General features: G+C 66.4%; 10 protein-coding genes and 1 other RNA gene. 8 read left to right on the top strand and 3 right to left on the bottom strand.

Annotation, left to right across the window (positions count from 1 at the left end; genetic code table 11):
• The first annotated feature begins 23 nt into the window (after nt 1-23).
• The 3 genes from XnspCFBP7698_RS15995 to XnspCFBP7698_RS15985 all read left to right on the top strand — a co-directional run bounded on the left by XnspCFBP7698_RS15995 (nt 24) and on the right by XnspCFBP7698_RS15985 (nt 1980).
• Nucleotides 24-99, top strand: a non-coding RNA gene (locus XnspCFBP7698_RS15995) — sX9 sRNA.
• Nucleotides 100-299: 200 nt separating this feature from the next.
• Nucleotides 300-764 carry a metallophosphoesterase family protein gene (locus tag XnspCFBP7698_RS15990; protein ID WP_123137594.1) on the top strand — a complete coding sequence of 155 codons (465 nt, stop codon included), beginning with the start codon at nt 300-302 and terminating at the stop codon, nt 762-764.
• Between the two features lie 67 nt (nt 765-831).
• Complete coding sequence (locus XnspCFBP7698_RS15985; protein WP_123137593.1) at nt 832-1980, top strand: aldo/keto reductase; 1149 nt, start codon at nt 832-834, stop codon at nt 1978-1980.
• A gap of 299 nt (nt 1981-2279) precedes the next feature.
• Here XnspCFBP7698_RS15985 and XnspCFBP7698_RS15980 read toward each other — a convergent pair whose 3' ends face one another.
• The 3 genes from XnspCFBP7698_RS15980 to XnspCFBP7698_RS15970 all read right to left on the bottom strand — a co-directional run bounded on the left by XnspCFBP7698_RS15980 (nt 2280) and on the right by XnspCFBP7698_RS15970 (nt 6136).
• The gene (locus XnspCFBP7698_RS15980) at nt 2280-3263 is read right to left on the bottom strand and encodes a rhamnogalacturonan acetylesterase (RefSeq protein ID WP_123137592.1); all 984 of its coding nucleotides are present in this window, start codon (nt 3261-3263) and stop codon (nt 2280-2282) included.
• A gap of 165 nt (nt 3264-3428) precedes the next feature.
• Nucleotides 3429-5045, bottom strand: a complete 1617-nt coding sequence (locus XnspCFBP7698_RS15975; protein ID WP_147423601.1) for a carboxylesterase/lipase family protein — start codon at nt 5043-5045, stop codon at nt 3429-3431.
• Nucleotides 5042-6136 carry an alpha/beta hydrolase gene (locus XnspCFBP7698_RS15970; RefSeq protein ID WP_123137591.1) on the bottom strand — a complete coding sequence of 365 codons (1095 nt, stop codon included), beginning with the start codon at nt 6134-6136 and terminating at the stop codon, nt 5042-5044. Before XnspCFBP7698_RS15970 ends, XnspCFBP7698_RS15975 begins: the two co-directional genes overlap by 4 nt.
• A 138-nt stretch (nt 6137-6274) precedes the next feature.
• Between XnspCFBP7698_RS15970 and XnspCFBP7698_RS15965 the strand changes: the two genes are divergently transcribed.
• The 5 genes from XnspCFBP7698_RS15965 to XnspCFBP7698_RS15945 all read left to right on the top strand — a co-directional run bounded on the left by XnspCFBP7698_RS15965 (nt 6275) and on the right by XnspCFBP7698_RS15945 (nt 11725).
• A complete protein-coding gene (locus XnspCFBP7698_RS15965) occupies nt 6275-7096 on the top strand; it encodes a 2-keto-4-pentenoate hydratase (RefSeq protein ID WP_123137590.1) in 822 nt (273 codons plus the stop codon).
• Between the two features lie 37 nt (nt 7097-7133).
• Nucleotides 7134-8132, top strand: a complete 999-nt coding sequence (locus XnspCFBP7698_RS15960; protein ID WP_104580263.1) for a TRAP transporter substrate-binding protein — start codon at nt 7134-7136, stop codon at nt 8130-8132.
• A 10-nt stretch (nt 8133-8142) separates the two neighbouring features.
• Entirely contained in the window at nt 8143-8664 is a 522-nt protein-coding gene (locus XnspCFBP7698_RS15955) for a TRAP transporter small permease (protein ID WP_047695039.1), read from the top strand.
• Nucleotides 8664-9947 (top strand): TRAP transporter large permease, encoded by a 1284-nt coding sequence (locus XnspCFBP7698_RS15950; protein WP_104586363.1) that lies wholly within the window; start codon nt 8664-8666, stop codon nt 9945-9947. Before XnspCFBP7698_RS15955 ends, XnspCFBP7698_RS15950 begins: the two co-directional genes overlap by 1 nt.
• 194 nt (nt 9948-10141) lie before the next feature.
• Nucleotides 10142-11725 (top strand): family 43 glycosylhydrolase, encoded by a 1584-nt coding sequence (locus tag XnspCFBP7698_RS15945; protein WP_123137589.1) that lies wholly within the window; start codon nt 10142-10144, stop codon nt 11723-11725.
• Nucleotides 11726-11783: the final 58 nt, after the last annotated feature.

Below are 11783 nucleotides of genomic sequence, written 5' to 3'. Positions count from 1 at the left end.
GCACGGTCGCTGTCCGATGCGGCATGGACGACGCGTGCGCGGCGGTTCCAAGCGTGGTGACCGCACCCATCTGACGACCGCTCGCTACGTTTTTTGGTCACGCTACGCCGCGGGTGATTGCGGTGCAGGCATGAAGTAGTGAACGTCGCAGGTGATTGCTGGTGCAGGCGTGCAGCAGTGAACGTGTAGTACCTGCACGGCGTTGAGCTGCGGCGTGCGACCTCTGCACGCGCTGGCCTCACGTCCGGCGCACGTGCAGTGCGTAGCATGTGCCGCTTCTGTCCGCGCAAGAGGATGCCATGCCCGCCCGCACACGCATCGGCCTGATCTCCGACACCCATGGATTGTTGCGACCCGAAGCAGTGGCCGCGCTCGTGGGAAGCGATGCGATCATCCATGCCGGCGACGTCGGCAAGCCGGACATTCTCGCCGCGTTGCAGGTGCTGGCGCCGCTGCATGTCATAGCCGGCAATATCGACAACAAGCCCTGGGCAGCGGGCTTGCCGCAGACGCTGGATGTGCTGATCGGTGGCGTACGCATCCACGTGCTGCACGATCTGAAAACGTTGACGCCGGGTGTTGCAACAGACGTCGTCATCAGCGGGCATTCGCACAAACCGGCGATCCAGACGCGCGATGGCATGTTGTACGTCAATCCCGGCAGCGCCGGGCCGCGTCGCTTCAGTCTGCCGATCAGCGTGGCCACGTTGTGGCTGGGCGATGGCGCGCCACGCGCACAGGTGCATGAGCTGGCACTGGGCTGAGTTCGCTGACCTGGCATGCACACGCGCGGGGCCATCCTCGTGGGCCACGTTGTTGCAAGGAATCCCGATGAATACACGTCGCCAATTTCTTTCCGCTGCCGCTGCGGGCACTGCGGCATTGGCCGCTGCACCGCTGCTGGCACAGGCTTCTGCGCCTGGCAGTGTGATGCCGACGCGCGGCAAAACCGCTGCGAACGCGTTGCCGACCAATTCCGTCGTCAAGGGCGCACGCTACCGGCCGCGCAGTCGCCTGGGCTTCGGCGGCGTGGCCATCGGTAATGGCTTTGCGCCCACCAGCGACGCACAAAGCGAGCAGACGCTGGCCGCGGTGTGGGAGTCGGGGGTGCGTTATTTCGATACCTCGCCATGGTACGGGCTGGGCCTGTCGGAGCGGCGCACCGGCCATCACCTGCACAATCACACGGCCGATGATTATGTGGTGTCGACCAAGGTCGGGCGCCTGCTCACCGCCACCGACAAACCGCCCAAGACGATGTGGGTGCAACCCTCGCCGTTCGACTATCGCTACGACTACAGCGCGGCCGGTGTGCGGCGTTCGATCGAAGACAGCCTGCAGCGTTTGGGCGTGTCCCAGATCGACATCGCCTATATCCACGACCTGTCGCCGGAGAACGAGAAAGACCTGGGCATGCCGTGGGAGCAGCGCTTTGCCGAAGCGGTGAAGGGCGCGATGCCGGAGCTGACCAAGATGCGCAAGGAGGGCCTGATCAAGGCCTGGGGGTTTGGCGTCAATCGCCCGGAGCCTGCGTTGCGCGCAATCGAAGAGGCCGACCCGGATATCTTCCTGCTCGCCTGCCAGTACTCGCTGCTCGATCATGCGCAGGCCTTGCACGACACCTTCCCGAAGATCGCCAAACACGGCGCCTCGGTGGTGGTCGGTGCGCCATTGCTGGCCGGGTATCTGGCCGGCCGCGAGCGTTATCTGTACGACGGCACGGTGCCGGAATGGGCACCGGCCAAGCGGCAGAAAGCGCTGGCCGTTTGCGAGCGGCATGGCGTGGATCTACGCACCGTATCGCTGCAATTTGCCGCTGCGCCGCAGGTGGTGTCGTCGGTGATTCCTGGCGCGCGCACGGCCGAGCAGGCAGTCGCCAATGCGGCATCGATGCGGGTGGCGATTCCTGCGGCGGTGTGGGAGGAGCTCAAGCGCGAAGGCGTGATCGAGGCGGATGCGCCGGTGCCTGTTGTGCGTTGAAGGACGACGCTTGGAGCGTCTAATCAAACATTGCGTAGCCGCTGGGCCGGCGCGGTCGGTGCTCGTGCGATGCGTCCAACAAAGCGCAGCCACGCTGCGTTTCCTTCTCCCACCGGGACATTGTCCTCCTTCATGGGGGAGAAGGTGCCCCGGAGGGGGCGGATGAGGGTACGGAACAAGCGACCACGTCCCCGATAGCAGTCGATTGCACCAACCCAGCCCTGCACGCTGGGAACGACTTCAGCGTCATTGCGCGCAGCGAGCTCCCGACCGTGCCAAGCACAGTTGCCGTCAACGCATCACGGAATCAACAGCGGCCGCAAAGCAGGCACTTGCCTTGCCAATTCGTCGGCGACGATCGCCGCAAAGGCATCTGCGCCCTCGGGGCCAAGATGCGTGTAGTCGAACGCAAGTTTGGCCTGGCCCATCGGTTCCGCACTGGCATTGTCCTGTGCAGTGGCAGCCGCGGTGGCCGCAGTCACGCTGGCGCCCTCAGGCACTTTCGACGATGACGATGACGATGACGGCAGCGTCTGCGCCGGTGTCTTGCCGACGGTAGTGCCCGATTGCGCAGCGATCACTTGCTGCGGGTCGGCCGGCCGCTGCGCAAGCCGCATCGCCAGCACCGGCCCCATGCCCTGCACCAACGCGCGGCTGCGCGCGTGCAGGTCGACCACCGGCACCTGCAACTCGCGCGCAACTGCACGTGTGGCCTGCGCCCATGGCGCCAGGTCGTCCAGCAGTTGGCCGCGCTCGAACTGCCGCCGCGTCAACGGCGTCACCAGCACCGGAACTGCGCCTGCGGCACGCGCCTCGGCCACATAGCGGCGCAGGTTGGCCGGGAATTCTGTCGCCAGGTCGGTGGAGCGCCCCGGCTTGCCGGGCTGGTCGTTATGGCCAAACTGGATCAGCACCACCACCTGCCGGTAGCCACCGCTGCGCAACTCCTTGAGCGCAATGTCCCACGACCCTTCCGCACGATAGTTGGAGGTACTGCGCCCGCCACGCGCCAGATTGAGGCAGCTCAAAAACGAGGTCACATGCTGCGCGCAGAAACTCGGCCCCCAACCACCCTGCACGGCGGTGGTGGAATCGCCGACCAGCACGATCTTGCTGGCGGCAAACACGGGTGGCGGGGCCGGCGCGTTGCTGGCAGAGGTACCGGTGGTGGATGCCTGGGAGACGAGCGATGTCTCGACAAGCGCAGTGGCATCGGCGAACGGAAGGCATGCAACTGCCAGCGCAGTCAGCAGCAGCGATGGGAGTGCGAAGTGATGACGCATGGATGACCTCAAGATCGAATCAATACGGCTGCGTGATCGCAGCCAGCGCGTGGCCAGTGCGCGAAGCGGCATGTGGTGCTCAGCCCCTGCCATTGCGTGCACGCGTTCCGAACGCGAATGGCGACCGCTTTCGACGCTTTGGTTGGGGCTCAACAAAACACGCATTCAGAACGTGCCGCGTTGAATGAAGGGCGCTTGCTGATACAGGCGTCGCTCGCCACCGCGCGGATCGTGTTCCAACCGGCTCGGCGTATCGAATACCAGCGTTTCGCGCCGCTGCAGCGAATACGGCTGCCAGCGCGGCGCACCGCGACGATTGGGGTCGCCATTGCGTGCAAACGCGATCAGCGCATCGCTCATCTGATCGGCCATGCGTTGCGCATCAATGCTGTCGCCGGTGCGCGAACCAGGCTGGCGTATGGTGTCGAACACCAGCGGAATATCCAGCGTGTGGAAGGCGCCGAACTTGCCACCCTCCAGCGGCGAGCCCCAATCCAGCTGATAGACCCAGGTGGGCGCGCCCTGACGCGCACGCGCTTCGGCCTCTTCGACCGCGCCACGCCACGAGCGGCCGGCAGTGGTGGCGGCAAAGAACACCTGCGAAGGCGAGTACTGCGGATACAGCCGCCGGTATTCGGCAATCACCACCTGCGGCAACAGGTCAACGTACTGCTGCGCTTCCAGCTTGGCCGGCAACTCGTCCCAGCTCAGCGCAAAGTTTTTTGCGTCGTTGCCGAGAAATGCGCGTGTCTCGTCGCGGGTATTGCCGATCACCATCGGAATGCGCGCCGATTGCACTGGTGCGGTCGGCCAGAACGGATGCACCGGCACGTTGCGCGCATCCAGGACCGGGCCGAAATACAGCGCGCTGTTTTCCACCCGCGACGGGTCGCGCACCTGTGCGGCTGCCAGCAGGTCCGCCACCGGCACAGTGCGCAGCCGCGCCAGATCGCCTGGCGCAATCTTCAATGCGTCCAGCAGCAGCTGCGCGCGCTGGGTGGCCGCGCGCGGGCCGGCCACGGTGACCTGCTGCCCGCTCATGGTCCAGGCACGGTGGAACAACCCACGTGCGGCCGGCATCGCCATCAGCGTGGCGATCTTGGCGCCGCCGCCGGACTGGCCAAACACCGTGACGTTGCCGGCATCGCCACCGAATTCGGCCGCATGCTGGCGCACCCAGTGCAGCGCCTGGATCAGGTCCAGCTGCCCGGCATTGCCCGAATCGGCGAAGCTCGCATCGCCGAGCTGCGCCAGCGACAGGTAGCCGAACAGGTTGAGCCGGTGATTGACCGTGACCACCACCACATCGCCGCGCGTGCACAGGCGCACGCCGTCGTAGAGCGGGTCGCTGCCGGAGCCGGTGGTGTAGCCGCCGCCGTGGAGATAGACCAGCACCGGCCGCTTGCCGCCATCGCGCAGGCCGGGCGTCCACACGTTGAGGAACAGGCAGTCCTCGCTGGTGGGCTCGCTGGCCTTGGGTTGTGGGGCGGCCGCACCGAAATGGCTGGCATCGCGCACGTCCTGCCACGGCGTTTCCTGCAGCGGCGCCTGGAAGCGTCGCGCCGCGGTATCGCCGCCATACGGGATGCCCTTGAATACGCAGATGCCCTGGTCGCGGTAGCCGCGCACTGCGCCGCCACGCACGCGTGCCAGCGGGGCGCTGTCGTTGCGTGGCGGCGGCGCCACGGCACCCGCGAAACCTGGCAGCGCGACGGCGGCACTGGCGAGTAATCCACTGCGCAACAGCGTGCGTCGGCGCACGTCGGGGGACGGCGCTGTCATCGTGCCGCGTCCTTTGCAGATGCATCTGCTGGTACCGAGCCCGGTGCCTGTGCCGCTGCAGCTGTCTGCGCCTTGGTCACATGCGCAATCCAGGCCTGCGCCAGCTGCGGCCATGCGGCCAGCGTCAGCCCGCTGATACGGCCGCTGCCGAAGCCATGGCCGCCCTGCGGGAAGACATGCAGCTCGCTCGGCACGCCGGCGCGCAGCAGCGCGTCGTACATCAGCAGGCTGTTGCGTACCAACACCACAGTGTCGTCCTGCGCATGCAGCAAAAATGTCGGCGGGGTGCGCGCATCCACGTGCAACTGCGGGGAATACGCGCTGACCTGCGCCGCGCTGGGCGCCTTGCCGATCAGGCGTTCGCGCGAGCCCATGTGCGCGTTGGCGCTGTCCATGTCGATGACCGGGTAGACCAGCAGCTGGAAATCCGGCCGCGCGCTCAGCGCATCGGCCGCATCCACCGGTGGATACACCTGCGCGGCGTAGCGCGTGCCAAGACTGGCCGCAACGTGGCCGCCGGCCGAAAAGCCCATCACTCCCACGCGCTGCGCGTCGATGCCGTAGCGCGTTGCATTGGCGCGGATCAGCCGCAGCGCACGTTGCGCATCGGCCAGCGGCACGTCGGCGCCGTTGGGGTGGCCTTCGTCCGGCAAGCGGTAGCGCAGCACGAACAAGGTGATGCCGGCCTGGTCGACGAAGCTGGGCACCAGCGTGCTGCCTTCGTTGTCCAGCACGATGCGTTGATAGCCGCCGCCGGGGGTGACCAGTAGCGCGGTGCCGTTGGGCCGCCTGGGGCGGTAGACCACCAGGTATGGGTCGCTGATGTTCTGGATGTAACGGTCGGGCAGGGCGGCATCGCTGCTGCGGTCGACGATGCGCTGCGGCTGCGGCAACGCGGTGTCTCCCGGTGCCAGTGCGCGCGGCCACAGGCCGATGCGGCTGGCCTGTTCGGCTGCGGTGTCGGCGCTGGCCACCTCCGCCGACCACGCCGGGGTGGCAACCAGGGCGAGCGCGCCCAGGGCCACCGTCACTGTTCGGCGCAATGCGTGCAAAAGCCCGCTGCCCCTGCGTTTGCGACGTGTCTGTTGCATCCACCCCTCCCAGGGCCAGTTCGTTATCGCGGTCACAATGCCGCACTGCACATTGCCAATGACACCGGTTTACCATATACAGCACACCGTGCCGCTGTCGATTGGCAGTGCAACAAAACACCTATCAGGGAGACACCCTTGAGCAACGACGCCGCCACCCCGCCAACGTCCACATCCGCGTTGTCCGACATCGCCCAACGCTTTGTGGAGGCTCGCCGTGCCGGGGCCTCACTGCCCGACTTTCCCGGGCAAATCCCGGACGATCTGGTCACTGCATACCAGGTGCAGGACATCGCTATCAGCCAGTGGCACGACCAGGTGGTGGGCTGGAAGGTGGGCTACATCGCCGCCGAGCGCCGCGATGCCTCCGGCGACGAACGGCTGCTGGGCCCGATCTTCTCTCAGAAGCTCTGGAATGCTACCGGTGGAACAACCGAGTTCCCGATCTATGTCGGCGGCTTCGGCGCGGTGGAAGCCGAGTACGTGCTGCGGCTGGAGGCCGATGCTCCCAGCGGCAAGACGCACTACACCGCCTACGAGGCCGCCGCCTTGCCGGCGCGGCTGTTCATCGGCGTGGAAATCGCCAGCAGCCCGCTGGCGACCATTAACAAGCTGGGCCCGCGCGTGGTGATTTCCGACTTCGGCAACAACAACGGCCTGATCCTGGGGCCGGAAGTGACCGATTGGCTGGACCGCGAGGAGACTGCGCTGACTGCCGAAACCCTGATCGACGACCAGGTGGTCGGCACCGGCGGCGCCACCACGCTGCCCGGCGGGTTGCGTGCGGCCTACGCATTCGCGCTCAGCCGTTCGGCCCAGCGCGGGCGCCCGCTCAAGCGCGGTGATCTCATTGCCACCGGCAATGCCACCGGTATCCACGACATCGAAGTGGGACAGCATGCCCTGATTCGCTTCGCCGGCATCGGCGACATTTCCTGTACGGCTGTGTCCGCCAACTAGGTGCGGGCCCCGTGACCAGACGCTTGGGAGGGCGCCAATGATCACACGCAGACATTTCCTCGGTGCCGGGCTCGGCGCCGCCGCCGCTGCCCCGTGGCTGGGCGCCGGCGCCACCACGCCGATTCCCGGCGGGCAGTTGCTCACCGCCACCGATGTGCACGTGGGCGACTACCCCACCGTGGAAGCGGTGCGCTGGTTCGGCAAGCAGCTCGAGGCACGCACCAACGGCCGGCTCAAGCTGCGCCAGTACCATTCCGGCCAGCTGGGCCGCGAGTCCGAGGCGATCGACATGGCGCGCTTCGGTGCCATCGACATCACCCGGGTGTATTCGGGCGCGTTGAACAACACCTTTCCGCTGACCCAGGCGCTGTGCCTGCCGTACGTATTCGACTCGGTGCCGCATCTGCGCCGTGCCATCGACGGCCATGTGGGCGACAGCGTGTTGCGCAGCTTCGAGCAGCGCGATCTGGTGGGTCTTGCCATCTACGATTCGGGCGCGCGCTGCTTCTACAACACCAAGCATCCGCTGCACCGCCCGGAAGATCTCAAGGGCCTGAAGCTGCGTGTGGCTTCGTCGGATATCTTTCTCAAGCTGATGCGCATGCTGGGCGCCAACCCCACCCCGATGTCGCTGGGCGAGACGTTTTCGGCGATGGAAACGCACATGATCGACGGTGCGGAAAACAACATGCGCAGCTTCCAGTCCAGCCGGCATTTCGAAGCCGCGCATTACTGGTCGCAGAGCGAGCATTCCTATGCGCCGGACATCCTAGTGATGTCGCGCGCCAGCTTCGAATCGCTGAGCCCGGCCGATCGCGGCCTGGTGGTGGAACTGGCGCGCGCCTCGGTGCCGGTGATGCGCAACTTGTGGGATGCCTCGGAAACGGTGGCACGCAAGCAGGTGATCGACTACGGCGTGAAGCTCAACCAGGTCGACATGCCGGCCTTCCGCGCCGCCTCCGCCCCGCTGCTGGCCGAATACCGCAAGCAGCCGGAGATCGAAGCGCTGTACCGCCGCATCCGCGATTTCGCATAGAGGTGACCCGATGACCGAACCCGAGACTCTCGCCGTCCCGGTCGCGCCGTTGCAGCGCGCGCTGGACCGCGTTTCCGATATCGCCGTTGGCGTAGCGTCGCTGGCGCTGCTGGGCCTGGTGGTCGTGCAGGGCTGGCAGGTGTTTACCCGCTACGTGCTCAACGACTCGCCCAGCTGGACCGAGCCGGTGACCTTGCTATTGCTGAGCACCGCACTGAGCCTGGGCGCTGCCGCCGGCGTGCACACCAACCGCCATTTTGGCTTCTACTTGCTGGGCGAACACGTGCCGCCGCTGGTGCGCAAACTGTTCGAAGTGATTCGCCCGCTGATGATCATGTCCATCGGTGCGGTGCTGGCCTGGTGGAGCGCGGCGCTGCTGCTCGATGGCCTGGACATCAAGATGGCCGGCGCGCAGATGCCGCAGAGCATCAACTACCTGCCGCTGTCGATCGGCGGTGCGCTGATGGTGCTGTTCGCGTTGTTCAAGTTGTGGCGTGTGCTGCGCCCGGTCCATGTTGGAGGAGTGCGCTGATGGGCATCGCCATGTTGTTGGGAACCTTTGTGGTGCTGCTGCTGATCGGCGTGCCGGTGGCCTATGCGCTGGGTGCGGCCGCCCTGGCCACGCTGCTGTATCTGGACCTGCCCACGGTGGTGCTGGTGCAGCAGATTTCCGCCGGTAGCGGTTCGGCGTCGCTGATTGCGATTCCGCTGTTTATCTTCGCCGGCGAGCTGATGTTGCGCGGTGGCATTTCCGAACGCCTGATCGCGTTGGCGTCGTCGTTGGTGGGGCGCGTGCGTGGCGGCCTGGGCCAGGTCAGCGTGCTGTCGTCGTTGTTCTTCGGCGGCGTGTCCGGTTCTGCCATCGCCGACGTCTCGGCCGTTGGCGGCACCATGATTCCGCAGATGATCAAGCGCGGTTACGACCGCGATTACGCGGTGAACGTGAGCATGACCGCTGCGCTGGTGGCCTTGCTGGTGCCGCCCTCGCATAACCTGATCCTGTTTTCGGCCGCGGCCGGCGGCGGCCTGTCGATTGCCGATCTGTTCGCGGCCGGCATCTTCCCCGCGTTGTTGATGACTGCAGCGATGATGGTCACCGGCTACGCGGTGGCGCGCCATCGCGGCTACGGCACCGAGCCGTTCCCGGGCTGGCGTGCGGTGGCATTGCGCCTGTTCGGTGCATTGCCTGGCCTGGGCCTGGTGGCGCTGATCTTCATCGGTATTCGCGCCGGCATCTTTACCGCGGTGGAGAGTGCGGCCATCGCGGTGGTGTACGCGCTGATCGTTACTGCGCTGCTGTATCGGCAGCTGCGCTGGGCCGAGTTCTTCGCGGCCGTCACGCATGCCGCGCGCACCACCGGCGTGATCCTGTTCGTGATCGCCACCGCGGCGGTGTTCGGTTGGTTGCTGGCCTATCTGCAGGTGCCTGCTGCCGCGGTGAAGTTCCTGCAGGCCATCGCCGACAGCAAGAACACCGTGCTGCTGATGATCGTGGTGATGCTGTTGCTGCTGGGCATGTTCATGGACCTGGCACCGAAGATCCTGATCTGCACGCCGATCTTCCTGCCGGTGGTCAAGGCCTACGGCATCGACCCGATCCACTTCGGCCTGGTGATGGTGCTGGCCGGCGGCATCGGCCTGATCACCCCGCCGATCGGCTCGGTGCTGTTCATCGGCACCTCCATCGGCCAGATCACCATCGCCCAGAGCATGCGCACCATCTGGCCGTTTTGGCTGGCGGCGCTGTGCGTGCTGTTGATCGTGGCGTTTTTCCCCGAATTGTCGCTGTGGTTGCCACGCGCCTTGCGCGCATGAGGACCTGAGCGACGGCGTGCCTGGCAGGCGCGGATCGGCGCGGCAATCGCGCCGTATCCCCGCCTGCCAGGCACGCGCGATGCCTTGCGTGGGTTGGGCATCGCTGCTGGCGGGAGGGTTCCGCCTCATCCGGTTAACCGGTGGCATTGCTGCCGCGACCGTATCGCCCCGCACCGCGGGGACCAGGAGAAAGCATGCGTATGCGTATCACCTCACCCCGTCTGCGTTGGCTGCTGGCCGGCGGACTGTTGCTGTGCACCGGGCTAAGCGCCGCGGCCGACTGGAAGCGCGGCATCGAGCATCAGCGCATCGCCGACCAGGGCAATGGCACCTTCCTCAACCCGGTGCTGGCCGGCGACCATCCCGACCCGTCCGTGCTGAAGGATGGCGACGATTACTACCTCACGCTGTCCTCGTTCGATGCCTACCCGGGCCTGCCGATCTGGCATTCGCGCGATCTGGTCAACTGGCAGCCGCTGGGCCATGCCATTACCCAGAATGTCGGTGCGATCTGGGCACCGGACCTGATCAAGCATGGCAAGCGCTATTACATCTATTTCCCGGCCCGGCGCGGCGACCAGGGCGAGCGCAGCAACTTCGTGGTGTGGGCCGATGACATCAAGGGCCCGTGGAGCGCGCCGATCGACATCGGCCTGGGCAAGTACATCGACCCCGGCCATGCAGTGGGCGAAGACGGCAAGCGCTATCTGTTCCTGAGCGGCGGCGATTACGTGCAGCTCTCCGACGACGGCCTCAAGGTGGTCGGCACGCCCAAGCACGTGTACGACGGCTGGAAATACCCGGAAAGCTGGGACGTGGAAGGCTACGCGCAGGAAGGCCCCAAGATCACCCGCCACAACGGCTGGTACTACATGACCACCGCCGTGGGCGGCACCGCCGGCCCACCGACCGGGCACATGGTGATCACCGCGCGCTCGCGCTCCATCCACGGGCCCTGGCAGAACGCGCCCAACAACCCGATCACCCGCACCAAGAGCGCCGACGAGCCGTGGTGGTCGCGTGGCCACGCCACCCTGGTGGAAGGCACCGACAAGCGCTGGTGGATGCTTTACCACGGCTACGAACACGGCTTCTGGACGCTGGGCCGGCAGGCGCTGCTGGACCCGATCGAATGGACCCCGGACGGCTGGTTCGTCGCCAAGGGCGGCGACCTGGGCACACCGCTGAAAAAACCCAGCGGCCAGGCACTGCAACACGGCCTGGCGCTGTCGGACGACTTCCGTGCCGCCACGCTCGGCCCGCAGTGGGCGTTCTTCAACCCGGCCGCCGACGAAGCCAAGCGCCTGCAGGTGGGCGATGGCGTGTTGCGCCTGCAGGGCAAGGGCACCGCCCCGCGCAATGCCTCGCCGCTGACGGTGATCGCCACCGACCCGGCCTACCAGTTCGAGGTGCAGATGACCGTGGCACCGGGCGGGCAGGGCGGGGCGCTGCTGTTCTACAGCGACAAGCTCTATGCCGGCGTGGGCAGCAATGGCGAAAACTTCGTCATGCACCGCTATGGCGAGGAACGCCCCGGCACGCTGGCGCCCAGTGCTACCGGTGGCACCTTGTGGCTGCGGGTCACCAACAACCGCCACATCGTCACCATCCACAGCAGCACCGACGGCAAGGCGTGGACCAAGTACCCGGTACAGATGGAAGTGTCCGGCTATCACCACAACGTGGCCGGCAAGTTCCTGGCCTTGAAGCCGGCGCTGTATGCCGCAGGCCCCGGCCAGGTGGAGTTCCGCAACTTCCGCTACCGCGCCCTGGACTGACCGTTCTGCATCGTCGGGCATGCCGCGGCACGGCCTGCCGCGACAGGCCCTGCATGGC

Source organism: Xanthomonas sp. CFBP 7698 (genome assembly GCF_003600855.1).
Classification (GTDB): Bacteria; Pseudomonadota; Gammaproteobacteria; order Xanthomonadales; family Xanthomonadaceae; genus Xanthomonas; species Xanthomonas cannabis.
Note: the sequence above shows the minus strand (reverse complement) of the source record. Positions and strands in the feature narration are given on the sequence as shown.